At 61.8% G+C, this 26,095-nt stretch carries 29 protein-coding genes and 1 riboswitch; of the genes, 21 read left to right on the top strand and 8 right to left on the bottom strand.

Annotated elements, in window-relative coordinates; all coding sequences use genetic code 11:
- Positions 1–13: 13 nt before the first annotated feature.
- From BM416_RS06375 to purM, 3 genes are read right to left on the bottom strand one after another with little or no spacing between them, the layout of a single operon-like run.
- Positions 14–727 carry a DUF3108 domain-containing protein gene (locus tag BM416_RS06375; protein ID WP_027603794.1) on the bottom strand — a complete coding sequence of 238 codons (714 nt, stop codon included), beginning with the start codon at positions 725–727 and terminating at the stop codon, positions 14–16.
- Positions 728–735: 8 nt separating this feature from the next.
- A complete protein-coding gene (gene purN, locus BM416_RS06370; protein WP_092486600.1) occupies positions 736–1,386 on the bottom strand; it encodes a phosphoribosylglycinamide formyltransferase in 651 nt (216 codons plus the stop codon).
- On the bottom strand, positions 1,386–2,444 hold the full coding sequence (gene purM / locus BM416_RS06365; RefSeq protein ID WP_014719398.1) for a phosphoribosylformylglycinamidine cyclo-ligase: 1,059 nt from the start codon (positions 2,442–2,444) through the stop codon (positions 1,386–1,388). Before purM ends, purN begins: the two co-directional genes overlap by 1 nt.
- A gap of 357 nt (positions 2,445–2,801) precedes the next feature.
- On the opposite strand from purM, the gene BM416_RS06360 reads away from it, so the two are divergent.
- From BM416_RS06360 to BM416_RS06340, 5 genes are all read left to right on the top strand, one after another.
- Positions 2,802–3,842 (top strand): DUF2066 domain-containing protein, encoded by a 1,041-nt coding sequence (locus tag BM416_RS06360; protein ID WP_092486597.1) that lies wholly within the window; start codon positions 2,802–2,804, stop codon positions 3,840–3,842.
- A 42-nt stretch (positions 3,843–3,884) separates the two neighbouring features.
- Positions 3,885–4,958: an AI-2E family transporter gene (locus BM416_RS06355; RefSeq protein WP_065940599.1), complete on the top strand. Its 1,074-nt coding sequence runs from the start codon at positions 3,885–3,887 to the stop codon at positions 4,956–4,958.
- Between the two features lie 203 nt (positions 4,959–5,161).
- Positions 5,162–5,866: a DnaA regulatory inactivator Hda gene (gene hda, locus BM416_RS06350; RefSeq protein WP_027603798.1), complete on the top strand. Its 705-nt coding sequence runs from the start codon at positions 5,162–5,164 to the stop codon at positions 5,864–5,866.
- A 209-nt stretch (positions 5,867–6,075) separates the two neighbouring features.
- Positions 6,076–6,705 carry a C40 family peptidase gene (locus BM416_RS06345; protein WP_027603799.1) on the top strand — a complete coding sequence of 210 codons (630 nt, stop codon included), beginning with the start codon at positions 6,076–6,078 and terminating at the stop codon, positions 6,703–6,705.
- Positions 6,706–6,849: 144 nt separating this feature from the next.
- Entirely contained in the window at positions 6,850–7,386 is a 537-nt protein-coding gene (locus BM416_RS06340) for a C40 family peptidase (RefSeq protein WP_027603800.1), read from the top strand.
- 62 nt (positions 7,387–7,448) lie between these two features.
- Here BM416_RS06340 and BM416_RS06335 read toward each other — a convergent pair whose 3' ends face one another.
- Positions 7,449–8,762 carry a PQQ-dependent sugar dehydrogenase gene (locus BM416_RS06335; protein WP_092486594.1) on the bottom strand — a complete coding sequence of 438 codons (1,314 nt, stop codon included), beginning with the start codon at positions 8,760–8,762 and terminating at the stop codon, positions 7,449–7,451.
- 99 nt (positions 8,763–8,861) lie between these two features.
- Positions 8,862–9,119, top strand: a riboswitch (cobalamin riboswitch).
- A 72-nt stretch (positions 9,120–9,191) separates the two neighbouring features.
- Here BM416_RS06335 and cobO point away from each other — a divergent pair.
- From cobO to BM416_RS06270, 14 genes are all read left to right on the top strand, one after another.
- Positions 9,192–9,803 carry a cob(I)yrinic acid a,c-diamide adenosyltransferase gene (cobO, locus tag BM416_RS06330; RefSeq protein WP_065924919.1) on the top strand — a complete coding sequence of 204 codons (612 nt, stop codon included), beginning with the start codon at positions 9,192–9,194 and terminating at the stop codon, positions 9,801–9,803.
- Positions 9,800–11,149, top strand: a complete 1,350-nt coding sequence (locus BM416_RS06325) for a cobyrinic acid a,c-diamide synthase CobB (protein ID WP_092486591.1) — start codon at positions 9,800–9,802, stop codon at positions 11,147–11,149. The genes cobO and BM416_RS06325 overlap by 4 nt, the downstream gene beginning before the upstream one ends.
- Positions 11,146–11,796 (top strand): 5,6-dimethylbenzimidazole synthase, encoded by a 651-nt coding sequence (gene bluB / locus BM416_RS06320; RefSeq protein ID WP_065946844.1) that lies wholly within the window; start codon positions 11,146–11,148, stop codon positions 11,794–11,796. Before BM416_RS06325 ends, bluB begins: the two co-directional genes overlap by 4 nt.
- Positions 11,793–12,701 carry an adenosylcobinamide-phosphate synthase CbiB gene (gene cbiB, locus BM416_RS06315; RefSeq protein ID WP_092486588.1) on the top strand — a complete coding sequence of 303 codons (909 nt, stop codon included), beginning with the start codon at positions 11,793–11,795 and terminating at the stop codon, positions 12,699–12,701. The genes bluB and cbiB overlap by 4 nt, the downstream gene beginning before the upstream one ends.
- Positions 12,694–13,683, top strand: coding sequence for a threonine-phosphate decarboxylase CobD (gene cobD / locus BM416_RS06310; RefSeq protein ID WP_092486585.1), 990 nt, complete (start codon positions 12,694–12,696; stop codon positions 13,681–13,683). Before cbiB ends, cobD begins: the two co-directional genes overlap by 8 nt.
- Positions 13,680–15,131, top strand: coding sequence for a cobyric acid synthase (locus tag BM416_RS06305; protein ID WP_092486582.1), 1,452 nt, complete (start codon positions 13,680–13,682; stop codon positions 15,129–15,131). Before cobD ends, BM416_RS06305 begins: the two co-directional genes overlap by 4 nt.
- 121 nt (positions 15,132–15,252) lie before the next feature.
- Entirely contained in the window at positions 15,253–15,774 is a 522-nt protein-coding gene (gene cobU / locus BM416_RS06300) for a bifunctional adenosylcobinamide kinase/adenosylcobinamide-phosphate guanylyltransferase (RefSeq protein WP_092355238.1), read from the top strand.
- On the top strand, positions 15,771–16,826 hold the full coding sequence (gene cobT, locus BM416_RS06295; RefSeq protein WP_092486580.1) for a nicotinate-nucleotide--dimethylbenzimidazole phosphoribosyltransferase: 1,056 nt from the start codon (positions 15,771–15,773) through the stop codon (positions 16,824–16,826). Before cobU ends, cobT begins: the two co-directional genes overlap by 4 nt.
- Positions 16,823–17,398, top strand: coding sequence for an alpha-ribazole phosphatase family protein (gene cobC, locus BM416_RS06290; RefSeq protein WP_092486577.1), 576 nt, complete (start codon positions 16,823–16,825; stop codon positions 17,396–17,398). Before cobT ends, cobC begins: the two co-directional genes overlap by 4 nt.
- A 2-nt stretch (positions 17,399–17,400) precedes the next feature.
- Entirely contained in the window at positions 17,401–18,129 is a 729-nt protein-coding gene (locus BM416_RS06285) for an adenosylcobinamide-GDP ribazoletransferase (protein WP_027603811.1), read from the top strand.
- 42 nt (positions 18,130–18,171) lie between these two features.
- Entirely contained in the window at positions 18,172–18,576 is a 405-nt protein-coding gene (locus tag BM416_RS06280; RefSeq protein ID WP_027603812.1) for a MarR family winged helix-turn-helix transcriptional regulator, read from the top strand.
- A 63-nt stretch (positions 18,577–18,639) separates the two neighbouring features.
- On the top strand, positions 18,640–19,839 hold the full coding sequence (locus BM416_RS06275; RefSeq protein ID WP_166655305.1) for an MFS transporter: 1,200 nt from the start codon (positions 18,640–18,642) through the stop codon (positions 19,837–19,839).
- Positions 19,836–19,958, top strand: coding sequence for a hypothetical protein (locus BM416_RS30785; RefSeq protein WP_256577461.1), 123 nt, complete (start codon positions 19,836–19,838; stop codon positions 19,956–19,958). The genes BM416_RS06275 and BM416_RS30785 overlap by 4 nt, the downstream gene beginning before the upstream one ends.
- Positions 19,959–19,993: 35 nt before the next feature.
- A complete protein-coding gene (locus tag BM416_RS06270; RefSeq protein WP_027603814.1) occupies positions 19,994–20,545 on the top strand; it encodes a glutathione peroxidase in 552 nt (183 codons plus the stop codon).
- A gap of 65 nt (positions 20,546–20,610) precedes the next feature.
- Here BM416_RS06270 and BM416_RS06265 read toward each other — a convergent pair whose 3' ends face one another.
- From BM416_RS06265 to BM416_RS06245, 4 genes are all read right to left on the bottom strand, one after another.
- Positions 20,611–21,894: an OmpP1/FadL family transporter gene (locus BM416_RS06265; RefSeq protein WP_092486574.1), complete on the bottom strand. Its 1,284-nt coding sequence runs from the start codon at positions 21,892–21,894 to the stop codon at positions 20,611–20,613.
- Between the two features lie 146 nt (positions 21,895–22,040).
- A complete protein-coding gene (locus tag BM416_RS06260) occupies positions 22,041–22,523 on the bottom strand; it encodes a hypothetical protein (protein ID WP_065946840.1) in 483 nt (160 codons plus the stop codon).
- A gap of 279 nt (positions 22,524–22,802) precedes the next feature.
- A complete protein-coding gene (locus BM416_RS06255) occupies positions 22,803–23,024 on the bottom strand; it encodes a hypothetical protein (protein WP_010563939.1) in 222 nt (73 codons plus the stop codon).
- 443 nt (positions 23,025–23,467) lie between these two features.
- Positions 23,468–23,773, bottom strand: a complete 306-nt coding sequence (locus BM416_RS06245) for a hypothetical protein (RefSeq protein ID WP_092486571.1) — start codon at positions 23,771–23,773, stop codon at positions 23,468–23,470.
- A 457-nt stretch (positions 23,774–24,230) separates the two neighbouring features.
- Between BM416_RS06245 and BM416_RS06240 the strand changes: the two genes are divergently transcribed.
- Together BM416_RS06240 and rmuC are read left to right on the top strand one after the other, a co-directional pair.
- Positions 24,231–24,554, top strand: coding sequence for an SEL1-like repeat protein (locus BM416_RS06240; RefSeq protein ID WP_065940585.1), 324 nt, complete (start codon positions 24,231–24,233; stop codon positions 24,552–24,554).
- Between the two features lie 175 nt (positions 24,555–24,729).
- Positions 24,730–26,094: a DNA recombination protein RmuC gene (gene rmuC, locus BM416_RS06235; protein WP_174562748.1), complete on the top strand. Its 1,365-nt coding sequence runs from the start codon at positions 24,730–24,732 to the stop codon at positions 26,092–26,094.
- Position 26,095: the final 1 nt, after the last annotated feature.

The following is a 26,095-nucleotide window of genomic DNA, read 5'->3' as shown; positions in this document are numbered from 1 at the left end:
CTCATCAATCCAATCAACTGCCCTTGATGGCTTTGCCGTCAACGGTACCGTCTTGCAACATGATGTTGTATTCCTTGCCGTCGGTTTCCACCTGACGCAGGGCTACCAGGATGCCACCCAGGTCCTTGGCAAACCACATCTGGGTGATGCGCTTGCTTTGAGTCGGGTCGCGTACGCGCTCGACCTTGATCGCGTCAATGCTGCCGACCTTGGTCTGGACCTTTTCCGGGCCGATCACACGGAAGTCGTAAGTGTCGACGTCAGTGCCTTCAACCACGTTGTAGCTCATGCTTTTCTTGCCGGCTGCCACGTCGCGCTGCAAGGCCAACTGGTAGGTCGACTTGTCGAGCATGCCGCTTTGCAGGGGCACATTGACCGGGTCTTTGTTTTCAAAGCCCGTGACTTTCTTGGTCGACGGGTCGAAGTCCAGGTTGATCTTCTTGGTCTTGCCCAGGCCGCCGCGTTCGAAGGCGTAGCTCTTCGGTTGCAGGGTGTCCTTGTCGAACAGGATCACGCTGGTTTCGGTCAGGCTGGCGATCATCATGGAGGCCTTGAAGTTCAAGGTCCAGGTGCCGTCGCCGTTCTTGGTCAGGCTGCGTTCTGCCGAACCACTCATGGGCAACTGTTTCCAGTCGGCGGTGTAGCTGGCGGAGAACGGGTGTAGATCTGCCGCTTGCACGGCAGGCAAGGCGAACAGCGCAAAAGCGAAGAGCAAGGCGCGACGCATAAAATCTCCTAGGTTCGAATCAAGTGGCCGCTGGCCGCAAGTAACTGACCGTCCAATAATGCACCCTGGTCACCAAGAATCAACCGCCCCTCGGCAAACCAGCGCACAGCCAGCGGGTAAATCCTGTGTTCCTGGGTATGCACCCGTTGCGCAAGGGTCTGCGCCGAGTCGTCAGACTCTACCGGAACCACTGCCTGTACGACCAGAGGCCCGCCATCGAGTTCCTCGGTGACGAAGTGCACGCTGCAGCCATGCTCGCTGTCACCGGCATCCAGGGCGCGTTGGTGCGTGTGCATGCCTTTGTACTTGGGCAGCAGGGAAGGGTGGATATTCAGCAGGCGCCCTTCGTAGTGCCGCACGAAGCCAGCGCTGAGAATGCGCATGAAACCGGCCAGTACCACGAGTTGGGGGTTGAAGGCGTCGATCAGTTCGATCAGGGCGCTGTCGAAGGCCTCGCGGCCTTCGAAAGCCTTGTGATCCAGCGAGCGGGTTTCGATACCCGCGTCCCTGGCGCGTTGCAGGCCGTAGGCGTCGCTGCGGTTGGAGATCACCGCAGCGATGCGCACCGGGCTGTCGCCGGTGCGCGTGCTGTCGATCAGGGCCTGCAAGTTACTGCCGGTGCCGGAAAGCAGCACCACGACATCACAGGTCCGAGGCATCAGTGAGCCTTGAGGTTCTTCAGTTCAACCTGAGCCGCGCCTTCGGCAGCGGTGGCGATCTGGCCGATGACCCAAGGCTGCTCGCCGGCTTCACGCAATACGTTCAGCGCGGTTTCAACGTGTTCCTGCGCCACGCAGATCACCATGCCCACACCGCAGTTCAGCACGCGGTGCATTTCGGTTTCATTGACGTTGCCTTTTTCCTGCAGCCAGTCGAATACCGCAGGACGCTGCCAGCTGGCCACGTCGACGATCGCCTGGGCGCCTTTTGGCAGTACGCGCGGGATGTTGTCCAGCAGGCCGCCGCCGGTGATGTGGGCCATGGCCTTGACCGCGCCGGTGTCCTTGATCAGCTTGAGCAGTGGCTTGACGTAGATGCGGGTCGGGGCCATCAGCAGGTCGGTCAGCGGCTTGCCGTCGAGCTGGATGTTCTCGATGTCGGCACCGGACACTTCGATGATCTTGCGGATCAGCGAGTAGCCGTTGGAGTGCGGGCCGGAGGATGGCAGGGCGAGCAGGGCGTCGCCGGCAGCCACTTTGGAGCCGTCGATGATCTCGGCTTTTTCCACCACGCCGACGCAGAAGCCGGCCAGGTCGTAGTCTTCGCCTTCGTACATGCCTGGCATTTCAGCGGTTTCGCCGCCGACCAGGGAGCAACCCGACAGTTCGCAGCCGGCGCCGATGCCGGTCACCACCTGGGTGGCGGTCTCGACGTTCAGCTTGCCGGTGGCATAGTAGTCGAGGAAGAACAACGGCTCGGCACCGCATACCACCAGGTCGTTGACGCACATGGCGACCAGGTCGATGCCGATGCTGTCGTGCTTGTTCAGGTTCAGTGCCAGGCGCAGCTTGGTGCCCACACCGTCGGTACCGGAAACCAATACGGGCTGCTTGTAGCCGGCCGGGATCTCGCAGAGGGCGCCAAAACCGCCCAGGCCGCCCATGACTTCGGGGCGCGCAGTGCGCTTGGCAACGCTCTTGATGCGTTCGACCAATGCTTCACCGGCGTCGATGTCTACACCGGCGTCCTTGTAGCTCAGGGAGGGTTGCTTGCTCATGATCCAGGCCTTTAGGGGGGATTCAGGGGTAACGACCGAGCGGGCGGGCACTTTTGGTAAAAGGCCCAGCCGTTGACGGTCTGCGAAGGCGCGCGATTTTATCAGGCTTGAGGGGCAGCGGCCATCCTCGGGCCGACGGGCAGGGCAGATAGATTTAAAAAAGCAGGTTAAAAAAATGCTGATCGGGTCTGTTCAGGCACGTATTAAGGTATAGCCTTTAAACCGCTGTCGTTAATGACATGGCGAAAACTTACCGGGACCCCGTGAATGTTTTAGTTGTCGCTGTGGTCACAGCCTGGCTATACCGATTTCACGCGGTCTGTTCCAGCCGCTAAATTTGTCGTTCGGGAATCTTCCATGCGTCTGTGTAATGTCTTTTTTGTAGGCTGCTTGTCGTTGATCAGCCTGGCGAGTCATGCCGAAACCCTCAATGGCCTGTACCAGGTACTCGAACCCGTCAGCAGCCAATCGCCGCAAGAGCGCGACCAGGCGACCCAGCGCGCGGTGGAGACCCTGGTGATCCGCCTCACCGGCGACGCCAAGGCCGCGCAAGGCCCGGGCCTGGCGGCGATTCGCAAGGATCCGCAGCAAATCATCACTCAATACGGTTACGACGCCGGCCCGCCCGAGAGCCTGCAAGTGGACTTCGACCCGGTCAGCACTGATCGCGCCTTGCGCGACGCCGGCCTGTCGATCTGGGGCAGCAATCGACCCTCGATCCTCGGCTGGTGGCTGAACGACTCCACCGAAGGCAGCAGCCTGGTCGGCGATGGCCAGGCCGCTGCCCAGGCGCTGCGCCGTGCGGCACAGCACCGTGGCTTGCCATTGCGCCTGCCCCTGGGGGACCTGGATGAACAGGTGGTCGCCACCGCGCCGAATCTTGAAAGCGCCGATGCCACGCCGTTGCGCGCCGCGTCCGAGCGCTACGGTGCCGACGCCTTGCTGGCCGTGCATGCACGCCAGGAAGGCAATCAATGGCAGGCCAAATGGCGCCTGTGGCTGGGTGACAAGAGCGAGCAGGGCACCGCGCAAGGCGCCGACACGGGCGCGCTGGCCGATGCAGTCATGCTGGCGGTCAGCCAAAAACTGGCGCCGCGCTTTGCGGTCAAGCCCGGTGTGAGCACCGAGCAACTGCTGGAAGTGCAGGGCATGAACCTGGAGCGGTACGCGGCCCTGGGGCACCTGCTTGAGCCGTTTGGCGGTCAGCCGCAATGGGTGGATGGCAATCGTATTGTGTATCGGGTCAACGGCAGCGCCGATCAGTTGCGTACCCAGTTGAGCCTGGCCAAGTTGCAGGAAGTGCCTGCCGGTGAGGCCCCGGCGCAGCAGCCTGCGGTCGATGGCACACAACCGCCAGCGGCACCTGCGCCCCAGGCGCAACTGCATTTTCGTTGGTAAAAGTTCTTCCTATATAGATAGAAGCAAATAATGGAGTGGTTTATGGCGGATACGCGTCGTTGGGTGTGGCTTGGCGGGATCGTCCTGCTGTGTGTTTTTGTGTTCCTGCTGCATTCGATCCTGACGCCGTTCCTGGTTGCGTTGCTGCTCGCCTATCTGTTCGATCCCGTGGTGGATCGCCTGGAAAAAGCCGGTCTGTCGCGGACCTTGGGCGTGGTTGCGGTGTTTGCACTGTTCACGTTGATCATCACCGCGCTGGTGCTGGTGCTGGTACCGATGCTGGCCAAGCAACTGTTTCGTCTTTATGAGCTGGCGCCGCAGATGCTCGACTGGCTGCAGCACACGGCGATGCCGTGGGCCCAGGCCAAGTTGGGCCTGTCGGATGGTTTCTGGAAGTTCGACAAGGTCAAGGCGGCGATCAGCGAGCACATGGGCCAGACCACCGATATTGTGGGGGTGATCCTCAGCCAGGCGACCGCGTCCAGCCTGGCGCTGATCGGCTGGCTGACCAACCTGGTGCTGATTCCGGTGGTGGCGTTCTACCTGCTGCGCGATTGGGACATCATGATGGCCAAGATCCGCAGCCTGCTGCCCCGCAACCGTGAAGAGCGCATCGTGGCCCTGGCCGGCGAGTGCCATGAGGTGCTTGGTGCCTTTGTGCGCGGGCAGCTGCTGGTGATGCTGGCACTGGGGATCATCTACGCGGCGGGCTTGATGGCCATCGGCCTGGAGCTGGGCCTGTTGATCGGCCTGATCGCGGGCCTTGCCGCTATCGTGCCGTATATGGGCTTTGTGATCGGGATCGGCGCGGCGTTGGTGGCTGGCCTGTTCCAGTTTGGCGGCGACCTGTACCCGATGCTGGGGATTGTCGCGGTGTTCATGGTCGGCCAGGCCCTGGAAGGCATGGTGCTCACGCCGTTGCTGGTGGGGGATCGGATTGGCCTGCACCCGGTGGCGGTGATCTTTGCGATCCTGGCGGGCGGCGAGCTGTTCGGCTTTACTGGCATTCTGCTGGCACTGCCGGTGGCGGCGGTGATCATGGTGCTGGTGCGTCATGTGCACGATCTGTACAAGGATTCCGACGCCTATACGGGGGTCGAAGACCCCGACCTGTAACCGCTGCGTCATAAACCCGGCTTCGGCCGGGTTTGTTGTTTATGGGGGTATGGCGTCAAACAATCCGCTCAAAACCGGCAAGTTAACGCAAACCTTTGATTTTGCTTGTGGTCTGCTGCATTGTGCGCCCGGCGTCACGGGTATAAACTTTGCAAACTTTACACAGAGGCCACTAACGGTTCGATGGGAGCCGTTCAGTCAGCATGAAACCGATTCAGCTGCCCTTAGGTGTGCGTCTGCGTGATGACGCTACCTTTATCAATTACTACCCAGGCGCCAATGCCGCTGCACTCGGCTATGTCGAGCGGCTCTGCGAAGCCGACGCCGGGTGGACCGAAAGCCTGATCTATCTGTGGGGTAAACACGGCGTCGGGCGTACCCACTTGTTGCAGGCCGCTTGCCTGCGTTTCGAGCAGATGGGCGAGCCGGCGGTTTACCTGCCCCTGGCCGAGTTGATGGATCGCGGCATCGGGATCTTCGACAACCTTGAGCAATACGAACTGGTGTGCCTGGACGATCTGCAGGCAGTGGCCGGCAAGGCGGATTGGGAAGAGGCGCTGTTCCATCTGTTCAACCGCCTGCGTGACAGCGGCCGGCGCTTGTTGATTGCCGCCTCCACCTCGCCACGGGAGTTGCCGGTGAAGCTGGCCGACCTCAAGTCGCGCCTGACCCTGGCGCTGATCTTCCAGATGCGCCCACTCTCCGACGAAGACAAACTGCGTGCCCTGCAATTGCGTGCATCCCGTCGCGGCCTGCACCTCACCGATGAAGTCGGGCACTTTATCCTCACCCGTGGCACCCGCAGCATGAGCGCGTTGTTCGATTTGCTCGAGCAGCTCGATCAGGCCTCACTGCAGGCTCAACGAAAATTGACGATCCCTTTTCTCAAGGAAACGTTGGGCTGGTAACCGGTTGAATCTACGGGGTTCGGCAATTTACAGGCGCCAGAAATCCTGCGTTTAAGCCACGTTGGCTACGCATGTGAACCGATAAATGGAATTACGGCTTAGATGTCATAGTCCAATCGCGAAGTCACATAGATCACGATTGAATTTGCAAATCGATGTGATAGAAGGCATAGTCTCGACTTCTTTACATACCAGCCACGGTCGTGCCCATGCTAAATCGCTTCGCACCCCTCGTGCCCCTCGCACTCGTTACCCTGTTGTTTGGTTGCGCCTCCCACCCTCAACAGGTGGTTGAGCAGCAAAAACCTCAACAACAGTCCCAGGCAAAATTCGTTGCTGCACAGTCTGCTTCTGTCTATGAAGAAGAGGTGGCAACCGAAAAGGAACTGGCCGATTTCTCCGGCAACAAGCCTTACCAGCTTCCAGTCCTGGCCGACAGCATCCTCGAACGCGGCATGTCCCTGATCGGTACCCGTTACCGTTTCGGCGGTACCTCTGAAGCCGGTTTCGACTGCAGCGGTTTCATCGGCTACCTGTTTCGTGAAGAAGCTGGCATGAACCTGCCACGCTCCACTCGCGAAATGATCAACGTGAAAGCACCGTTGGTCGCGCGCAACAACCTCAAGCCTGGTGATCTGCTTTTCTTCAGTACTGCGGGCCGTGGTCGCGTAAGCCATGCCGGTATCTACCTGGGCGATAACCAGTTTATCCACTCCAGCAGCCGTCGCAGTGGCGGTGTTCGAGTCGACAGCCTGGGTGACAGCTACTGGAGCAAAACCTTCATCGAAGCCAAGCGCGCACTCGCCATGGCCCCGACTACGGTTACCGCCAGTAAGTAAACTTAAAGTGATACTTGAAGTTTGACGTGTAAGCGCTAGAATCCCTGGACATTGTTGTAATCCGTTCGCGCGAGCTTTGCTTGCGCGTTCTGGTTTTCAGCGTTCGGCAGCGATAGCCGCATCCAGACCAGGATTGTTCTGCACATGTCGACCTCAGCCCGCCTGCTCCTTATTCTCTGCGCCGCGCTTATCAGCGCCTGCGCCAGCCGGCCGCCGCCCGCTCCCGTTGCGGTCAAGCCCAAGCCGGTATTCAACTATTCCACCCAGAATTTCTCGCCTGCGGCCGAAGACGTGCTCTTTCGTGCGCTGGGCCTGGTCGGCACGCCTTACCGTTGGGGCGGCAACACGCCGGACTCGGGTTTTGATTGCAGTGGCCTGATCGGCTTCGTCTTCCGCGACGCCGCCGGCATCTCCCTGCCGCGCACCACCCGCGAGCTGATCGTGATGCGTGCCCAGGACGTCAGCGAGCAGAACCTGCAGACCGGCGACCTGCTGTTCTTTGCCACCGGTGGCGGCTCCCAGGTCAGCCACGCCGGCATCTATGTGGGCGAAGGCCGCTTCGTGCATGCGCCGCAGACCGGCGGTACGGTCAAGCTGGACACCTTGTCCAAGGCGTATTGGCAGAATGCCTATCTGAGCGCCAAGCGTGTGTTGCCAGCAAACCTGGCACGTAATCCCTGAACCAAATGTGGGAGGGGGCTTGCCCCCTCCCACATTTGGTTCGGTGTTGCTTCTGGGGGCGTTTATTGAGCGGCCGACACCCGCCACACCTTATTCCCCACATCATCCGCCACCAGCAAATCCCCTTGCTGATCGATCACCACGCCCACCGGCCGGCCCATGGCGTTCTCATCTTTATCGAGAAACCCGGTCAGCACATCCACGGGCTGCCCTTTAGGCTGGCCTGCCTCGAACGGCACGAAGATCACCTTGTAGCCACTGTGGGGCTTGCGGTTCCACGAGCCATGCTGGCCGATGAACGCGCCGTTGCTGAACGGCGCCGGGAGTTTGCTGCCCTCGGCGAACGTCAGGCCCAAAGACGCGGTGTGCGGCCCTACCGCATAGTCCGGCACGATTGCCTTGGCCACCAGGTCCAGGTTCTGCGGCGTGACGCGCACATCCACATGCTGGCCGTAATAGCTGAAGGGCCAGCCATAGAACCCGCCATCCTTGACCGAGGTGATGTAGTCGGGCACCAGGTCGCTGCCGATCTCGTCGCGCTCGTTCACCGCCGTCCATAGCTTGCCGCTCTGGGGTTCCCAGGCCATGCCGTTAGGGTTGCGCAGGCCGGAAGCGAAAATGCGCTGCTGGCCGCTGGCGCGATCCACTTCCCAGATAGCCGCCCGGCCCTGTTCCGCCTCAAGGCCGTTCTCACCGACGTTGCTGTTGGAACCGACGCTCACGTACAGCTTGCTGCCGTCCTTGCTGGCGATCACGTTCTTGGTCCAATGGTGGTTCAAGGGGCCGCCCGGCAGGTCGACCACCTTGGTGCCCGCGCCCTTGATCGCGGTTTCGCCCGCTTGATAGGGGAAGCGCAGCAGCTTGTCCGAATCGGCCACGTACAGGTCATTGCCGACCAGTGTCATGCCGAAGGGCGAGTTGAGGTTTTCCAGGAACACCGTGCGGGTCTCGGCGACGCCATCGTGATCGGCATCGCGCAACAGGGTGATGCGGTTCGGGCTTGGCACCCCGGCGCCAGCGCGCCCCATGACTTTTTCCATGACCCAGCCGCGAATGCCCTTGGAATCATCCGGTTTGGGCGGCGCATTGGTTTCTGCCACCAGCACATCGCCGTTGGGTAGCACATACAGCCAGCGCGGGTGGTCCAGGCCTTCGGCGAACGCCGCCACTTGGGTGCCGGCCGCCGCCGTTGGCTTAACGCCGTCCGGCCAGCCGATAGCCGGGGCAATGTTCACCGTGGGAATCAGGGTTTTGTTCGGCTCCGGTAGCTGCGGCGACGGCCCGGTGCCGTCGGACACCTGCAGGGTGGAGCTTTCACCGCAGGCGGCGAGGGTGCCGGCGAGCATGATGAGTAGGGCGAGTCTGGTTTTATGCATGGTGTTCTCCTTGATACCTGTAAGGGTAGAGGAGGGCGCTGGTGCGATGGTTCAAGTGCAAGGCCAGCTTTAATTGACGCTCCACCCCCAACCCACTAACCTTCGCGGCTTGTTCCAGGTGCTCTGTGACCCATGGGTCGACCGAGTGAAACAGGGAAGCCGGTGAGCGAGCGCACTTGTACACAGTGCTGCCGCGATTCCGGCGCTGCCCCCGCAACGGTAAATGAGTCAAGACGGTGCCTTTTGCCACTGTATCGCCCGCGATATGGGAAGGCGCGCCGTCGGCGTGTTCGCTCTGTCGATGAGCCAGCGCACCACTCATGAGCCCGGAGACCGGCCTGGATCATCCAACAGCATCACGGTGGGCGATGCTTGGCTGTCTGTTTTTTCCTGCCTGCCGTTTTTGTCCAGCCCCAATGGAGAGCTGCCATGACCGATACCCCCGACCGCGACGAGCGCCACCTGGCGCGCATGCTGCGCAAAAAAGCCGTGATCGACGAGCGCATCGCCAATTCCCCCAATGAGTGCGGCTTGCTGCTGGTGCTGACCGGCAACGGCAAAGGCAAGAGCAGCTCGGCATTCGGCATGCTCGCGCGCGCCATGGGCCACGGCATGCAGTGCGGTGTGGTGCAGTTCATCAAGGGGCGCAACAGCACCGGTGAGGAGTTGTTCTTCCGTCGCTTCCCCGAGCAAGTGCGTTTCCACGTGATGGGCGAAGGCTTCACCTGGGAGACCCAGGACCGCCAGCGCGATATCGCTGCCGCCGAAGCCGCCTGGGCCGTGTCCCGCGAACTGCTGCAAGACCCGCGCATCGGCCTGGTGGTGCTGGATGAGCTGAACATCGCCCTCAAGCATGGTTACCTCGACTTGGACCAGGTCCTCAGCGACCTGCAAGCGCGTCCGCCGATGCAGCACGTGGTCGTCACCGGCCGTGGCGCCAAGCCTGAATTGATCGAAATGGGCGACACCGTCACCGAAATGGGCATGCTCAAGCACGCGTTCCAGGCCGGGATCAAGGCACAGAAGGGCGTCGAACTTTGAATCAGCCCCGTCATTGCCCGGCCGTCCTGATCGCCGCACCGGCGTCCGGCCAGGGCAAAACCACCGTCACCGCCGCGCTGGCCCGTTTGCACCGCAACCTGGGGCGCAGGGTACGCGTGTTCAAATGCGGTCCGGATTTCCTGGACCCGATGATCCACGAACGCGCCAGCGGTGCGCCGGTGTATCAATTGGACATGTGGATGGTGGGCGAGCAGGAAAGTCGCCGCCTGCTGTGGGAAGCGGCGGGGGAGGCCGACCTGATCCTGATCGAAGGCGTGATGGGCCTGTTCGATGGCACACCGTCCAGCGCCGACCTGGCGCGGCATTTTGGCGTGCCGGTGCTCGGTGTGATCGACGGCACCGCCATGGCCCAGACCTTTGGCGCCCTGGCCCTGGGCCTGGCGCGTTATCAGCCGGACCTGCCGTTTGCGGGGGTACTGGCCAACCGCGTCGGCACCCTGCGCCATGCGCAGTTGCTGGAAGGCAGCCTCACCGAAGGCTTGCGTTGGTATGGCGCCCTGTCCCGCAAAACCGGGATCGAACTGCCTAGCCGCCATTTGGGCCTGGTGCAGGCCAGTGAGCTGAATGACCTCGACGTGCGCCTGGACGCCGCCGCCCAGGCCCTGGGCAGCAGCTGCGAAGTCGCATTGCCGCCACCGGTGACCTTCGCCGCGCCGGAAGTGATCGAGGCCGAGCCGTTGCTGGCCGGTGTGCGCATTGCGGTGGCCCGTGACGAAGCCTTCGCCTTCACCTATGGCGCCAGCCTCGACCTGCTGCGGGCGATGGGGGCCGAACTGACGTTTTTCTCGCCGATCCATGATCGCCAACTGCCCGAGGCTGACAGCCTGTACTTGCCCGGCGGTTACCCGGAATTGCACCACCAGGCGCTGTCGCAAAACACGCCGATGCTTGACGCCATTCGTAACCATCATGCCGCCGGAAAACCCTTGCTCGCCGAGTGTGGCGGCATGCTCTACCTGCTGGATTCGCTCACCGATGTCGACGGCACCCGCGCCGAACTGGTCGGCCTGCTGCAAGGCGATGCGGTGATGCAAAAGAAGCTCGCGGCCCTGGCCCTGCAAAGCGTCGAACTGCCGGAAGGCGTGCTGCGCGGGCACACGTACCACCATTCCCTGACCAGCACCGAGTGCCAGCCGATTGCCCGTGGCCTGAGCCCGAACGGTGGGCGCGGTGCCGAAGCGGTGTTCCGGCAGGGGCGGATGACGGCCTCTTACGTGCACTTCTATTTCCCGTCGAATCCGACGGCGGTAGCCGCGTTGTTTGCCCCGGACCGAGCTGAAACCCCATCCACTGTGGGAGGGGGCTTGCCCCCGATAGGGTCATGACCGACAACGCTTTCCCCCAGGCCGACCGCGACGCCGTCTACCGCGCCATCGCCGAACGCCGCGACATGCGCCACTTCAGCGGCGGCAGTGTCGCCCCCGAATTGCTGCATCGCCTGCTCCAGGCCGCGCACCAGGCCCCCAGTGTCGGCCTGATGCAGCCCTGGCGGTTTATCCGTATCAGCGACCGCGCGTTGCGCAGCCGGATTCAACAACTGGTGGAAGAAGAACGCGTGCGCACCGCAGAGGCGTTGGGCGAGCGCTCCGACGCGTTCATGAAGCTCAAGGTCGAAGGCATCCACGACTGCGCCGAAGTGCTGGTGGCAGCGTTGATGGATGATCGCGAGCGCCACATCTTCGGGCGGCGCACCTTGCCGGAGATGGACCTGGCGTCGCTGTCCTGTGCGATCCAGAACCTGTGGCTGGCGGCGCGGGTCGAGGGGCTGGGCATGGGCTGGGTCTCGCTGTTCGAACCCCAGGCCCTGGCCGACCTGCTGGGCCTGCCGCCCGGTGCGAAACCCCTGGCGGTCTTGTGCCTGGGGCCGGTGACGGAGTTTTACCCGGCACCGATGTTGCAGCTCGAAGGCTGGACCGAGCCTCGGCCGTTGAGTGACATGGTGTATGAAAATGCGTGGGGAGTGAGTCAATGAGTGTGGCCTTGCTGTGTGTCGCTGCAGTGGCGCTGGATGCGCTGCTGGGCGAGCCCAGGCGCTGGCATCCGCTGGTGGCGTTCGGCAATTTTGCCGGACGCATCGAGCAGCGTTTCAACAGCGGTGGCCGGGGCTGGCGCAGCCATGGCGTGACCGCGTGGGTTATCGCCGTGGTGCCGTTGACCCTGCTGGCCACTGCATTGTCGTGGGCGCCGTATATCGGCTGGGTCCTGGAGATCCTCGCGTTGTACTGCGCCCTCGGCATGCGCAGCCTCGGCGAGCACGTGATCCCGGTGGCCCAGGCCCTGCGCAGCGATGACCTCGACGCGGCCCGCACACGGGTGAGCTACCTGGTCAGCCGCCAGACCAGTGAACTGGACCGCACCGAAGTCGCCCGCGCCGCCACCGAATCGGTGCTGGAAAACGGCAGCGATGCGGTGTTTGCCGCGCTGTTCTGGTTTGTCGTCGCCGGCGTGCCGGGCGTGGTGCTCTACCGCCTGAGCAATACGCTTGACGCGATGTGGGGCTATCGCAACGAACGCTTCGAGCGTTTCGGTTGGGCCGCGGCCAAGATCGACGATGTACTCAACTATGTGCCTGCACGCCTGGTGGCCTTGACCTACGCCGTGCTGGGCAAAACCCGCCTGGCCCTCAAATGCTGGCGCACCCAGGGGCCGACCTGGGACAGCCCCAATGCCGGGCCGGTGATGGCATCCGGCGCAGGCGCGTTGGGCGTTGAGCTGGGCGGCGCCGCGATTTACCACGGCGAGGTGCACCAGCGTCCGCTACTGGGCGAAGGCCCGGCGGCGGATGCCGATTCCATCGATCGCGGCTGGCAACTGGTGCAGCGCGGCGTATGGTTGTGGTTGCTGATTCTCTGCGTGGGGGGGCAATTTTATGCTTGAGCACGGTGGCCGGCTGCGCAAGGCAGCGATTCAGTACGGGATTGCCGAGGCCGATTGGCTGGACCTGTCCAGCGGCCTCGCGCCCTGGCCGTGGCCGATCCCGGAGATTCCGCTGCGGGCCTGGGCGCGCTTGCCGGAATCCGACGACGGCCTGGAACAGGCGGCCAGCGAGTATTACGGCGCCGCGCATGTCCTGCCGGTGCCCGGCTCCCAGGCGGCGATTCAGTTGCTGCCGCGCCTGCGCCGTGCCGGCAAGGTCGGCGTGCTGTCGCCGTGCTACGCCGAACATGCCGAGGCCTGGCGGCGTGCCGGCTACGTGGTGCGTGAAGTGCAGGAGCAGGAAGTCGACTTCTTCCTCGACGTCCTCGACGTGCTGGTGGTGGTCAATCCCAATAACCCCACCGGACTGAGCCTGGCCCCGCAACGCCTGCTGGATTGGCACGCAAGGCTGGCCCAGCGCGGTGGCTGGCTGGTGGTGGACGAAGCGTTCATGGATGTCACCCCGCAGTTGAGCCTGGCGAGCCAGGCCCATCAGGTCGGCCTGATTGTGCTGCGTTCGTTCGGCAAGTTTTTCGGCCTGGCCGGGGTGCGCCTGGGCTTTGTGCTGGCCGAGCGCAGGCTGCTCAAGTTGCTGGCCGAGCAGGTCGGGCCGTGGGCCGTCAGCGGGCCGACGCGGGTGCTGGGCCAAGTGTGCCTGCGCGATACCGCCGGCCATGCGCGGCAGCGGGCACGCTGCATCGAGGCCGGCCAGCGCTTGTTTGAACTGCTCGAACGCCGTGGCTTTCAACCCCAGGGCGGCTGCGCGTTGTTCCAGTGGTTGATCACCCCGCACGCCGAGCGCATGCACGAATTCATGGCCCAGCGCGGCATCTTGCTGCGCCTGTTTGTGCACAACAGCAGCGTGCGGTTTGGCCTGCCCGACACCGAGGCCGATTGGTTGCGCCTCGATGAAGCGCTGGCTGCCTACAAGGACGCCTCATGAGTACGCTGATGGTGCAAGGCACCACCTCCGATGCCGGAAAAAGTACCCTGGTGACCGCGTTGTGCCGTTGGCTGGTACGCCAGGGCATTGCCGTGGTGCCGTTCAAACCACAGAACATGGCACTCAACAGTGCGGTGACGGCCGAGGGCGGCGAGATCGGCCGGGCCCAGGCGGTGCAGGCCCAGGCGGCCAACCTGGCGCCCCATACCGATATGAACCCGGTGCTGCTCAAGCCCAACAGTGACACCGGCTCCCAGGTGATCATCCATGGCCGCGCCGTGACCAGCATGAACGCGGTGGCCTATCACGACTACAAAGCCATCGCGATGCAGGCAGTGCTGGCTTCCCACGCGCGGTTGAGCGAAACCTACCCGGTGGTGATGGTGGAAGGCGCAGGCTCCCCGGCCGAGATCAACCTGCGCGCTAACGACATTGCCAACATGGGCTTCGCCGAAGCGGTGGATTGCCCGGTGCTGCTGATTGCCGACATCAATCGCGGTGGGGTGTTCGCCCATCTGGTCGGCACCCTGGAATTGCTCTCGCCCAGCGAACAGGCGCGGGTCAAAGGTTTCATCATCAACCGTTTTCGCGGCGACATCGCACTGCTGCAACCCGGCCTGGATTGGTTGCAAGCACGCACCGGCAAACCGGTGGTCGGCGTATTGCCCTACGTGATGGACCTGCACCTGGAAGCCGAGGACGGCATCGACCGGCGCCAAACCGACAAGGCGGCGCAGGTGCTCAAGGTGGTGGTGCCGGTGCTGCCGCGCATCAGCAACCATACGGATTTCGATCCACTGCGCCTGCACCCCCAGGTGGATTTGCAGTTCATCGGGCCGGGCCAGCCGATTCCGGCCGCCGACCTGATCATCCTGCCCGGTTCGAAAAGCGTGCGCAGCGACCTTGCGTACCTGCGGGCCAATGGTTGGGACACCGCCGTGGCGCGGCACTTGCGCTATGGCGGCAAGGTGCTGGGGATTTGCGGCGGCTTGCAGATGCTCGGTGAACAAGTGCACGACCCGTTAGGTTTGGAAGGGCCAGCCGGTTCCAGCGACGGCCTGGGGCTGCTGGCGTTCAGCACCACCCTGGAAGAAGAGAAGCAACTGCGTAATGTTCGCGGGCGTTTGTTGCTGGAAAATGCCGAGGTCAGCGGGTATGAGATCCATGCGGGCGTGACGTGCGGCGCTGCCCTGTCGAACGCCGCCGTGCTGCTGGATGACGGTCGCAGTGACGGCGCGCAAAGCGCTGACGGGCAGATTCTCGGCACGTATCTGCATGGCTTGTTCGAGACCCCGGCGGCCTGCAGTGCGTTGCTGCGCTGGGCCGGGTTGCAGGATGTGCAGGCGGTGGACTACCACGCCCTGCGCGAACGTGATATCGAGCGCCTGGCGGATCTGGTGGAGAACCATTTGGACACTGATTTGTTGCGCAAACTGTGTGGGGTTTAAGGGTGTACCTACCCATTCCTGCGTTCGGCCAGCGTGGTTTACGGGGCGACTTCAGATCAAAAGCAGGATCAAAAACGACTCGCTTCCCATCGTGGATGGGTGGGTGGGTAGGGGGTGTCTCATGCTTCAACTGATTTTAGGCGGCGCTCGTTCCGGTAAAAGCCGCCTGGCCGAAAAGCTCGCCAGCGACAGCGCTTTGCCCGTGATCTATATCGCCACCAGCCAACCGCTTGACGGCGAGATGAATGCCCGTGTTGCCTTGCATCGCGAGCGTCGCCCTGATCACTGGGGTTTGATCGAAGAACCTGTCGAGCTGGCGCGTGTGCTACGGGAAAACGCCGCGCCCGGTCGTTGCCTGCTGGTGGATTGCCTGACCCTGTGGTTGACCAACCTGCTGATGCTCGAAGACGCGCAGCGCCTGGCGTTCGAGCGCGATCAATTGCTGGAAAGCCTGGCCGTGCTGCCGGGTGAAATTATTTTTGTCAGCAACGAGACCGGTCTGGGTGTCGTGCCGCTGGGCGAATTGACTCGCCGCTATGTGGATGAAGCCGGTTGGCTGCATCAAGCCTTGGCCGAGCGGTGTCAGCGCGTTGTCCTGACGGTTGCCGGCCTGCCCCTGACGTTGAAAGGTACTGCGTTATGACTGACACCTGGTGGCTCAACCCTTGTAAGGCCATTGACGCCTCGGCGTACGAACAAGCCCTGGCGCGCCAGCAGCAATTGACCAAGCCGGCCGGTTCCCTGGGCCAGCTGGAAGCGCTGGCGGTGCAATTGGCCGGCTTGCAGGGCCAGGTCAAGCCGTCGGTGGACCGGCTGTGGATTGCCATCTTTGCCGGTGACCATGGTGTGGTTGCCGAGGGTGTATCGGCGTTTCCTCAGGAAGTGACCGGGCAGATGCTGCATAACTTTGTCACCGGTGGCGCGGCCATCAGTGTATTGGCGCGGCAACTGGATGCGCAGTTGGAAGTGGTCGACCTCGGTACGGTGACCCCTTCGCTGAGCCTGCCCGGCGTCCGTCACCTGAATATCGGCGCGGGCACCGCCAATTTCGTCAAGGGCCCGGCAATGACCGGCGCCCAGGGCCGATTGGCATTGCAGGCGGGTCGCGACAGTGTGCTGCGCGCCCGTGAAAGCGGTGCGCAGTTGTTTGTCGGCGGCGAGATGGGCATCGGCAACACCACCGCCGCCAGTGCGCTGGCCTGCGCCTTGCTCGATTGCCAGGTTGCCGAGCTGACGGGCCCGGGCACCGGATTGAATGCCCAAGGCGTCAGTCACAAGGTGGCGGTGATCGAACGCGCGCTGACGCTGCATGCCGCGCAGCGTGGGGATGCGCTGCACACTCTGTGCAATCTCGGTGGCTTTGAAATCGCTGCCTTGGTGGGGGCTTACCTGGCCTGTGCCCAGGAAGGCATCGTGGTGCTGGTGGATGGGTTTATCTGCACCGTCGCGGCGCTGGTCGCCACGCGCTTGAACCCGGCGTGCCGCGACTGGCTGCTGTTCGGCCACCGCGGCGCCGAGCCTGGCCATCGCCATGTCTTGCAGAGCCTCGATGCACAACCGTTGCTGGAACTCGGCCTGCGCCTGGGCGAGGGCAGTGGCGCGGCGTTGGCGGTGCCATTGCTGCGCCTGGCCTGTGCGCTGCACGGGCAGATGGCGACGTTTGCCGAAGCGGCCGTGGCAGACCGTCCGGCATGACCTTGCACCTGGACCTGTTGCGCCATGGCGAAACCGAACTGGGGGGTGGCCTGCGCGGCAGCCTGGACGATGCATTGACCGCCAAGGGCTGGGAACAGATGCGCGCCGCCGTGGCGGCACAGGGGCCCTGGGATCGGCTGATCAGCTCGCCGCTGCAACGCTGCGCGCGGTTCGCGGATGAACTGGGCGCGCGGCTGAATGTGCCGGTGAGTCTGGAAAAGGACCTGCAGGAACTGCACTTCGGTGCCTGGGAAGGGCAGAGTGCGGCGGCGCTGATGGAGACCGACGCCGAAGGCCTGGGCCGGTTCTGGGCCGATCCCTATAGCTTCACGCCGCCCCAGGGCGAACCGGTCAGCGCGTTTTCCCTGCGGGTTTTGGGCGCCGTCCTGCGCCTGCATAAGGCATATGCCGGTGAGCGTGTGCTGTTGATCAGTCACGGCGGGGTGATGCGTTTGTTGTTGGCCCAGGCTCGGGGGCTGCCCCGTGAGCAGTTGCTGAATGTCGAAGTCGCTCATGGTGGGTTGTTCAACCTGCAGGTCGGCGCCGATGGCGTGTTGAAGGAAGGAATCTGAGCATGCTGCCGTTCTGGATCGCCGTGCAGTTCCTGAGCAGTTTGCCGATTCGCCTGCCGGGTATGCCGCAGCCGCAGGAACTGGGGCGCTCGTTGCTGTTTTATCCCGTGGTCGGGTTGCTGTTCGGCGTGCTGCTGTGGGGCCTCAATACGCTGTTGACCGGATCACCGCTGTTGTTGCACGCCGCGCTGCTGCTGACGGCCTGGGTATTGCTCAGTGGCGGCCTGCACCTCGACGGCCTGGCGGACAGCGCCGATGCCTGGCTGGGTGGCTTCGGCGACCGCGAGCGCACCCTCAGTATCATGAAAGACCCGCGCAGCGGACCGATTGCGGTGGTCACCCTGGGCCTGGTGTTGCTGCTCAAGTTCACCGCGCTGGTGGCTTTGATCGAACAACGCAACGGTGTGGCGTTGATTCTCGCGCCGTTGATCGGGCGCGCGTCAATGCTTGGGTTGTTTCTCACCACCCGTTATGTGCGAGCGGGTGGGTTGGGCCAGGCGTTGTCGGATCATCTACCGCGCGTCGTCGGGCAACAGGTCCTGATCCTCAGTGGCCTGGCCTGCATCCTGATCGGTGGTTTCAGCGGGGGGCTCGCCGTGCTGCTCGCGGCCGTGTGTTTTATCGGCCTGCGCCAACTGATGGTCAATCGCCTCGGCGGCACCACCGGCGATACCGCTGGCGCGCTGCTGGAGCTGCTGGAAGTGGCTGTTCTGGTCGGTTTGGCCTTGTAACACTTTCTTGCATTTCCTTAATCGCGGGTATATACACGTTCCATGCTTGCCTCCCAATGTTTATGTACCAACCTGCGACGTGCCGCCCGTGGCGTCAGCAGGCACTACGACGGCGCCCTCGACGGCTTCGGGATCAACGTCGCCCAGTATTCTTTGCTGTGCAACCTGCAGCGCCTCGATCAACCGAGCATTTCCAGCCTGGCCGACGCCATGGGCCTGGATCGCAGCACCTTGGGGCGCAACCTGCGGGTGTTGGAAGGTGAGGGCCTGGTGCGGATGGTGGAGGGGGATGACCTGCGCAACCGCCTGGTGCTGTTGACCGCCGCCGGTGAAGAGCGCCTGGCCGCTGCGTTACCCGCCTGGGAGGCGGCGCAACAGAAATTGATCGATCAACTCGGCGCGGAAAAACGCGAAACCCTGTTGGCCTTGCTGGATGAACTCGCCTGAACGCGGGTTTGTTCGAATACAAGCGGGTATATACCCGCGAACGGAGAATAAGAAATGACGTCGATGTGGCGCACCAGTGGTTGGATCCTTGTGGGGAGTGCGCTGATCCTGGCGTTGTCCTTGGGCGTGCGGCACGGGTTCGGCCTGTTCCTGGCGCCGATGAGCAGCGAATTCGGCTGGGGCCGTGAGACCTTTGCCTTTGCCATCGCCTTGCAGAACCTGATCTGGGGCCTGGCGCAGCCGTTTACCGGTGCCCTGGCCGACCGGTTCGGCGCCACCAGGGCGGTGTTTGTCGGCGGGGTGTTGTACGCCGCAGGCCTGGTGTTGATGGGCCTGTCGGATTCGGCGTGGTCGTTGTCCTTGAGTGCCGGCCTGCTGATCGGTATCGGTCTGTCGGGTACATCGTTCTCGGTGATTCTGGGCGTGGTCGGCCGCGCCGTGGCGCCGGAAAAGCGCAGCATGGCCATGGGCATTGCCAGCGCCGCCGGTTCGTTTGGCCAGTTCGCCATGGTGCCGGGCACGTTGGGCTTGATCAGTTGGCTGGGCTGGTCGGCCGCCTTGCTGGCGCTGGGCTTGATGGTGGCGCTGATCCTGCCGCTGGTGAGCATGCTAAAGGATCGCCCGCTGCCGGTCATGGCCGGCCAGCAGACCCTGGGTGAAGCCTTGAAGGAAGCCTGCTCCCACTCCGGGTTCTGGCTGCTGGCCTTCGGCTTTTTCGTCTGCGGTTTCCAGGTGGTGTTTATCGGTGTGCACCTGCCGGCCTACCTGGTGGACCAGCACTTGCCGGCCACCGTCGGTACCACGGTGTTGGCGTTGATCGGGCTGTTCAATATCTTCGGCACCTATACCGCCGGCTGGCTTGGCGGGCGCATGTCCAAGCCGCGCCTGTTGACCGGGTTGTACCTGCTGCGCGCGGTGGTGATCATCCTGTTCCTGTGGGCACCGGTGACCGAAGTCACGGCCTACCTGTTCGGCATGGCCATGGGCTTTTTGTGGCTGTCCACGGTACCGCTGACCAACGGCACGGTCGCCACGTTGTTCGGGGTGCGAAATCTTTCCATGCTCGGTGGGATCGTGTTCCTTTTCCACCAGCTCGGCTCGTTCCTTGGCGGTTGGTTGGGCGGGGTGGTCTATGATCGAACCGGTAACTACGATTTGATCTGGCAAGTGGCGATCCTGTTGAGCGTGCTCGCCGCAGCCCTGAATTGGCCGGTGCGTGAGCGGCCGGTGGCGCGATTGCAGGCGCAGATGGAGGCGGCATGAGTTCGACCTGGTATTGGTTCGGCGGGGCAGCCGCGTCCGCGCTGTTACTGGCCCTGGCCTGGTGGGGCTGGCAGCGCGGTGGCCTGGCGTTGATGCAACTGGGTATGTCGATCTGTTAAGTTCGGTGTCTGAACTTTTTAAAGGACTTTTCGACATGCAGATGCGCTGGCTGGCTGTACCTGTGCTGATGGCTGCTTTTGGCGGTGTGGCGTTGGCTGCCGATTGCCCGCCGTTGCTGGAGGGTCAATTGCCCAAATTGCGCGCCAAGGAATCCATCGACCTGTGCCAACGTTTTGCCGGCAAGCCTCTGGTGATCGTCAACACGGCGAGCTTTTGCGGGTTCGCGCCGCAATTCAAAGGCCTCGAAGCGCTGTATCAGCGCTACAAGGACGAAGGGTTGGAGGTGATCGGCGTGCCATCCGATGACTTCAAGCAGGAAGCCAAGACCGGCGAAGAAACTGCCAAGGTCTGCTACGTGAATTACGGCGTGACCTTCACCATGACCGAGCCGCAGAAGGTCAAGGGACCGGACGCGGTGCACCTGTTCAAGGTATTGGCGCAGCAGAGCAATGCGCCGAAGTGGAATTTCTACAAGTACGTGGTCGACCGCCAGGGCAAGGTGATTGCCGACTTCTCCAGCCTCACCAAACCGGACAGCCCTGATCTGATCAAGGCCGTGGAGCAGGCAATAGCGTCTAAACCCTGATTATCGGTCACTAAAAAGCCCCGCCTCCCTTGCAGGAGTGCGGGGCTTTTTTACACCCGTCTGGATCAGAAGGTGTAGGTCATGCCCAGGCCGAAACCGTTGGCACTGTTTTCGTACTTGGCGCGGTAACTGGCTGTCGACGGGGCGTCAGCAGTTTGGTTGATCTTGACGTCTTCTTCTTTCAGATACGAATACGCCAGGTCGACGGTCATGTTATCCATGACTTTGTAGCCCAGGCCCACGCTGAAGATCGTACGGTCGCCCGTCGGGATGCGCGGCGAACGATCGGTGTTGTTGGCCGGGGATTGGTCGAAGGTCAGGCCGGTACGCAGCACGACTTGCTTGGTCAACTGATACGAGGTACCCACGGCGTAGGCCCAGGTGTCGTGCCAATTTTGTTCTTCGGTGATGGAACCTAGTTGGGTTGGCGCCAGCAAGCCGCCGGCAGCCGTTACGCCTTCGTTGTTGACGGTGATCTCTTTCAGGCGACTCCAACGCGTCCAGGTTGCACCGCCATAGAGTTTCCAGGCGTCGGTCAGGTCTTGGGTGACCGACAGGTCGTAGGACTCTGGGGTGTCGATTTTCAGCGAGGCGTCGTAACGGTTGTTACGCAGGAATGGCTGAGTGGCCGCTGGCCCGCTGACGGTGGTGTGGCCTTCGAGCTTGTACTTGACCTTCGAGTGGTAGGTCAGGCCCACGCGAGTGGTGTCGGTGGCCTGGACCAATACGCCGACGTTGAAACCCAGGGCGGTATCGTCACCCTTGATTTTGACGTTGGTATCGGAAGCGAGCGGGCTGAGGGTCTTGTCCGACTCAAGCACACCGGAAATCCGGTTGATGGTCGGGCCAAAGCCGATGGATACACGATCATTGAACGCATAGCTGACAGTTGGCTGGAAGGTCATGACCTTCACTTCGCTCTTGCTGCCGAAGCCGCGGCCCTGGAAGCCGTTTTCATAGTCGGTCACCAGGCCGAACGGTGCGTATACACCAAAGCCGATAGCCCACTGATCGTTGAGTTTGTTGGTGTAGAAACCGAATGGCACCGCGGTGAACGGAACCATGTCGCCTTTGTTGGAACCGCGAGAGTTGCCTCCGGTATTGCTGATATCGGTCGACGCATCAATGGCAGCGACACCACCGGTAATTTGCTGGCCATTCAGGCGCGACATACCGGCCGGGTTACCGTAGACAGTGCTTGCATCATCGGCAGAAGAGGAGCGACCTGCGAAACCCGTACCCATCCCGCTGACGCTCTGTTCGTTCAGTGCGAAACCGCTTGCGAACAGTTGGGAGGATGCCATGGCAACGGCGAGGCTAAGTGTGGTCTTGAGCATTACTTTTTTCATTATTAGAACTCCGTGGTGATCACCGCAGCGGAAAGTATCAATAAAATTAACATCGCGCTATAGGCTGTAATGCAGGAGATAGAGCTGTTTTGTAGGACAATCCGACCAAAATTCGGCTTTTTTGCCGAATCTTGCAAATTGCCCGGTCAGCAGGCCACGTGATTCAAGGGGGAAACACAGGTTTGCCAGGCCTGGGTGAAATCCCGCAGCCTTCCTTGAGGATGAAATATTTCTTTCCAGATACGCGCCATGGCTAAAACATCACCGGGTGGTGGCAGGGCAGGGCTGTGTTGTTCGACCAGGAGCCAGGCGATGGCCGTGGCATAACGCAGGTTTACGGTGAGCTCCAGTTGGGGTGCACTGAGAAAGGCGTGCTGGCTGGCGAGCCCGCGTACCAGGCTGGCACGCTCGGGGTCGAGCGCCAGGTAGTTATCCCACAAGGCACGATGGCGAGGTTCGGTGATGCTGTACAGGCCGTGGCCGCGTCGATCATGCAGGGCAGAACCCAATTCCGACTGGCTGGCCGCGATACCCAGCAGCAGTGACTCAGCCGTTGGGCTCTGCTGGCCGAGGTACGTCAGGGTCGGCCGGATCACATAGCGACACAATTCACTGGCTGCGATACCCATACATGCCTCAATCCGTGAAAAGGGTCGACGAGCCCTGAGAAAGGGGGCTTGGCAGCAGTGAATCGGCTCTCAGGCTCGTCGGAAGCGGATCATGCCGCTTGAGTTGAAGTGTAGTGTCATATTCATGAGGTAAAGGACTGTTTTTAAAACATCTTCTTCATCCAGTTATAACGTTTATATCGATTTGAACTTAGTGCAAATACTCGAGCCAGGAATGACGGGCAATAAAAAACCCTGCGTTTTAAGCAGGGTTTTTTGTGTTTCAGCGACTCGGGTCGATCAGGCAACCAGTGCCTGACGGGTACGCTCGATCACGGCCTGCAGCGGTTCAGCGCTGGAGTATTGATCGGGGTACAGGCGTTCGCTGTGACGGGCGATGCCGTGTTCGTTGACCAGGGTGAAACTGAAGCAGCCTTTGCGAGCGGCCATGATCAGGCAGTTCATTGGAGCAAAAGCGTTGGTGAGGGTGCGAATGGCATCCTGAGTATGGATAGCGGACATATTATTGGTGTTCCTACAAATGACACGGATAAGAACCGTGCAACGTTAAAACGTTCCAGTAACGTTGATCACCATTGATCGAACGAAGAACCCGACTGGAACAAAGCAGCCAGTTTGAAGCGCTAATAAGTTAGGCGCGCTTGGGCTGGCAGGTAGGTACTTAGGAGGGCAGGCAACACAACAAGGGCAAAGGTTCTGGGCCCGGGGTGAAGATCCTGATCAATTTGCAGGCTGGTTCGGTCAGAGTATGAAAACTTCGCGGCACCCTTTGCTTGTTCAAAGGCAGTGTCGTCGCAAGTGATACCTGGAAACCATCGAGGTGGTCGATCCCGTGTTGTTCAGGGGAGTTGTTCGACCAGAATTGACTTTCAGCTTGGTACTAACGCTGCGGATAGTAACGGATTGAAACAGGCAATGGAAGCGCGTTAATCAAAAAACTTCAATCAGCCGCCCAGAAGGCCGCGATACACCAGCACCGTGACGGCGGCGGCCAGGGAAAAACCCAACCCATAGGCGGCCAGGGTCAGGCGCAAGGATTGGCCGGTCTCGACCATCTTCATCACATCGCCCATGTCATCGATACGCCCTTCGCCCAGCTCGATGCACAGGCTCACGGCGGTGAATGCGGCCGATAGCAGGATGGCGATGGCAAACAACGCCCCATCCGGGGATGGCAGCGCGACATTGATCCCTAATGAAATGGCACAGATGGCCAGTAACAACACGGCGAATAACAGAATTCCTTTCATCGGCCCACTCAGCGTTGTGTTGTCCGTCGGGCAGTGTGGCGAGCTGGAAAAGATTTGAAAAGTCCCTGTTTTGCCTCGGCGGTAACATTTTTGAAGGCTATCGCTTCAAAAAAAGCCGGGGATATAACCATCGGATCGGTACTTGTGCACATTAGTTGCGGCGTGTGTAACCGGGCTGTCAATCGCTGGACAGGGCCGCCATTTGCCTGCAATGGAAATTTAAGTCAATGAAAAATCTGGCTTTTTTTTATTGGTGAAAAAATCGTCAGTTTGACTGCGGGCCCCGTTCCATGGGCCTTTGCGCGCGTTAAAGGCTGGTTGTCCACTGAGTTATCCACAGCTTCTGTGGATTGTCCCGAGCGCTTGCTCTAGAACGGGCGTGCCGGGTTTTTTCAGCTTTACCTGTGCGAAAAAAAGAGTAGAGTGGCGCGCCTTCCGTTCTGTCCCACAGTGCTTTATGAAGTTTCGCTCAGTATCACCTTCTGTTACCGACATCCCCCAAACTGTTACCGCACCCAAGCGTTTTTCCTTGAAAGTCGCCCTGTGGTTGCTCGACAGCCCACGCCTGGGGCATAGCACCAACGTCAAACACTTCGCCGGGCGCTTGCTCAAGCAGCCGGCCCGTGAGGGCGTAGTGGCTGCGCAAAGCCGTCTGGGCCAATTGATGTGCCGCGAGTGCGGCAACGCCCGCGACCGCCGCATCGGCCACGATCTGCTGCGCCTGGCCGCCCGTGCCGGTGACCGCCGTGCCCAACGGGAACTGGGTCAGGTCGAAGACTGAGCTGTCCTCACGCTCTACGCTTGGTTAACCTTGCTCCTTTTCGGTGATGGCAGAAATGGCTATGGTTTTTGACTGGACCAGTGTTGCCCTGGGCCTGGCTGGCGCCGCAGTGCCTTTATTGGCAGTGTGCTGGCAGATTCAGCGGCGGTTGACAGCGCGGACCACCGGCTGGGAACTGCTCGAAGAGCGCCTGGCCACTGCGCAACTGGCCCAGGAAGGCCTCGCCGCTCAATTGGATGCCAGTCGCGATGAAATCAGCGATCTGAGCCAGGCCAACGCCGCCAAGCAAGCGGACCTGGCTGCAGTGCGCCGCGAGGTCGAGCTGTTGCAGATCGATCGCGACAACGCCCGCGACGCGGCCCACGCCTGGAACCTTGACCGCAGCGCCAAGGAAACCGAATTACGCCGCCTCGACGCACTGTCGGCCGCCTTGCGCGCCGAACTGCGCGAGCAGCAGGAAAGCCATCAGCAGCGCCTCGCCGACCTCCAAGGCTCGCGGGACGAGTTGCGTGCGCAGTTCGCTGAGCTGGCCGGCAAGATCTTCGATGAGCGCGAGCAGCGCTTTGCCGAGACCAGCCAGGAACGCCTTGGCCAGTTGCTCGACCCCTTGAAGGAACGCATCCAGTCCTTCGAAAAACGCGTGGAAGAAAGCTATCAGAACGAGGCCCGCGAGCGCTTTTCCCTGGCCAAGGAGCTTGAACGCCTGCAGCAGCTGAACCTGCGCCTGTCAGACGAAGCGACCAACCTGACCCGCGCCCTCAAGGGCCAGAAAACCCAGGGCAACTGGGGTGAGTTGATCCTCGAACGGGTGCTGGAACACGCCGGCCTGGAGAAGGGTCGCGAGTACCAGACCCAGGTCAGCCTCAAGGGGCCGGACGGCGAGCGTTTCCAGCCGGATGTGCTGATCATGTTGCCGGGCGACAAGCAGGTGGTGGTGGATTCCAAGGTCAGCCTGACCGCGTACCAGCAGTATGTCGCAGCGGATGATGAGGTGATCGGCCAGGCAGCCTTGAAGCAGCACGTACTGTCGCTGCGCAATCACGTCAAAGGCTTGGCCGGCAAGGATTACAAACGCCTGGAAGGTTTGCACAGCCTGGATTTCGTGTTGTTGTTCGTGCCGATCGAAGCCGCTTTTTCCGCGGCCTTGCAGGCCGAACCGAATCTGTTCCAAGAGGCCTTCGACCGGCATATCGTGATCGTCAGCCCAACAACGCTGCTCGCCACCCTGCGGGTGATCGACAGTCTCTGGAAGCAAGAGCGTCAAAGCCAGAACGCCCGCGAAATCGCCGAACGCGCCGGGTGGCTGTACGACAAGTTCGTGCTGTTTATCCAGGACCTGGACGAAGTGGGCAATCGTCTACAGCAATTGGACAAGGCTTACAGCGCGGCGCGGAACAAGCTGACGGATGGGCGCGGAAACCTGGTCAGTCGCACCGAGCAATTAAGGTTGCTCGGTGCGCGTGCCAGCAAAAGCCTGCCGGCGGATTTGCTGGAGCGGGCAATGACCGACGCCGACGGCGTGGCGCACCTTCCCGAATAAA

The sequence above is a fragment of the Pseudomonas sp. NFACC42-2 genome (genome assembly GCF_900116055.1).
In the GTDB taxonomy this organism is placed as follows: Bacteria; Pseudomonadota; Gammaproteobacteria; order Pseudomonadales; family Pseudomonadaceae; genus Aquipseudomonas; species Aquipseudomonas marginalis.
The sequence above is the reverse complement of the archived record's forward strand: the minus strand, read 5'-3'. Positions and strand labels throughout refer to the sequence as shown.

What these genes read in the sequence shown, in the direction of transcription:
- BM416_RS06375 (WP_027603794.1), bottom strand. Translation starts at nt 727, where the DNA reads ATGCGTCGCGCCTTGCTCTTCGCTTTTGCGCTGTTCGCCTTGCCTGCC.
- purN (WP_092486600.1), bottom strand. Translation starts at nt 1,386, where the DNA reads ATGCCTCGGACCTGTGATGTCGTGGTGCTGCTTTCCGGCACCGGCAGT.
- purM (WP_014719398.1), bottom strand. Translation starts at nt 2,444, where the DNA reads ATGAGCAAGCAACCCTCCCTGAGCTACAAGGACGCCGGTGTAGACATC.
- BM416_RS06360 (WP_092486597.1), top strand. Translation starts at nt 2,802, where the DNA reads ATGCGTCTGTGTAATGTCTTTTTTGTAGGCTGCTTGTCGTTGATCAGC.
- BM416_RS06355 (WP_065940599.1), top strand. Translation starts at nt 3,885, where the DNA reads ATGGCGGATACGCGTCGTTGGGTGTGGCTTGGCGGGATCGTCCTGCTG.
- hda (WP_027603798.1), top strand. Translation starts at nt 5,162, where the DNA reads ATGAAACCGATTCAGCTGCCCTTAGGTGTGCGTCTGCGTGATGACGCT.
- BM416_RS06345 (WP_027603799.1), top strand. Translation starts at nt 6,076, where the DNA reads ATGCTAAATCGCTTCGCACCCCTCGTGCCCCTCGCACTCGTTACCCTG.
- BM416_RS06340 (WP_027603800.1), top strand. Translation starts at nt 6,850, where the DNA reads ATGTCGACCTCAGCCCGCCTGCTCCTTATTCTCTGCGCCGCGCTTATC.
- BM416_RS06335 (WP_092486594.1), bottom strand. Translation starts at nt 8,762, where the DNA reads ATGCATAAAACCAGACTCGCCCTACTCATCATGCTCGCCGGCACCCTC.
- cobO (WP_065924919.1), top strand. Translation starts at nt 9,192, where the DNA reads ATGACCGATACCCCCGACCGCGACGAGCGCCACCTGGCGCGCATGCTG.
- bluB (WP_065946844.1), top strand. Translation starts at nt 11,146, where the DNA reads ATGACCGACAACGCTTTCCCCCAGGCCGACCGCGACGCCGTCTACCGC.
- cbiB (WP_092486588.1), top strand. Translation starts at nt 11,793, where the DNA reads ATGAGTGTGGCCTTGCTGTGTGTCGCTGCAGTGGCGCTGGATGCGCTG.
- cobD (WP_092486585.1), top strand. Translation starts at nt 12,694, where the DNA reads ATGCTTGAGCACGGTGGCCGGCTGCGCAAGGCAGCGATTCAGTACGGG.
- BM416_RS06305 (WP_092486582.1), top strand. Translation starts at nt 13,680, where the DNA reads ATGAGTACGCTGATGGTGCAAGGCACCACCTCCGATGCCGGAAAAAGT.
- cobU (WP_092355238.1), top strand. Translation starts at nt 15,253, where the DNA reads ATGCTTCAACTGATTTTAGGCGGCGCTCGTTCCGGTAAAAGCCGCCTG.
- cobT (WP_092486580.1), top strand. Translation starts at nt 15,771, where the DNA reads ATGACTGACACCTGGTGGCTCAACCCTTGTAAGGCCATTGACGCCTCG.
- cobC (WP_092486577.1), top strand. Translation starts at nt 16,823, where the DNA reads ATGACCTTGCACCTGGACCTGTTGCGCCATGGCGAAACCGAACTGGGG.
- BM416_RS06285 (WP_027603811.1), top strand. Translation starts at nt 17,401, where the DNA reads ATGCTGCCGTTCTGGATCGCCGTGCAGTTCCTGAGCAGTTTGCCGATT.
- BM416_RS06280 (WP_027603812.1), top strand. Translation starts at nt 18,172, where the DNA reads ATGCTTGCCTCCCAATGTTTATGTACCAACCTGCGACGTGCCGCCCGT.
- BM416_RS06275 (WP_166655305.1), top strand. Translation starts at nt 18,640, where the DNA reads ATGTGGCGCACCAGTGGTTGGATCCTTGTGGGGAGTGCGCTGATCCTG.
- BM416_RS30785 (WP_256577461.1), top strand. Translation starts at nt 19,836, where the DNA reads ATGAGTTCGACCTGGTATTGGTTCGGCGGGGCAGCCGCGTCCGCGCTG.
- BM416_RS06270 (WP_027603814.1), top strand. Translation starts at nt 19,994, where the DNA reads ATGCAGATGCGCTGGCTGGCTGTACCTGTGCTGATGGCTGCTTTTGGC.
- BM416_RS06265 (WP_092486574.1), bottom strand. Translation starts at nt 21,894, where the DNA reads ATGAAAAAAGTAATGCTCAAGACCACACTTAGCCTCGCCGTTGCCATG.
- BM416_RS06260 (WP_065946840.1), bottom strand. Translation starts at nt 22,523, where the DNA reads ATGGGTATCGCAGCCAGTGAATTGTGTCGCTATGTGATCCGGCCGACC.
- BM416_RS06255 (WP_010563939.1), bottom strand. Translation starts at nt 23,024, where the DNA reads ATGTCCGCTATCCATACTCAGGATGCCATTCGCACCCTCACCAACGCT.
- BM416_RS06245 (WP_092486571.1), bottom strand. Translation starts at nt 23,773, where the DNA reads ATGAAAGGAATTCTGTTATTCGCCGTGTTGTTACTGGCCATCTGTGCC.
- BM416_RS06240 (WP_065940585.1), top strand. Translation starts at nt 24,231, where the DNA reads ATGAAGTTTCGCTCAGTATCACCTTCTGTTACCGACATCCCCCAAACT.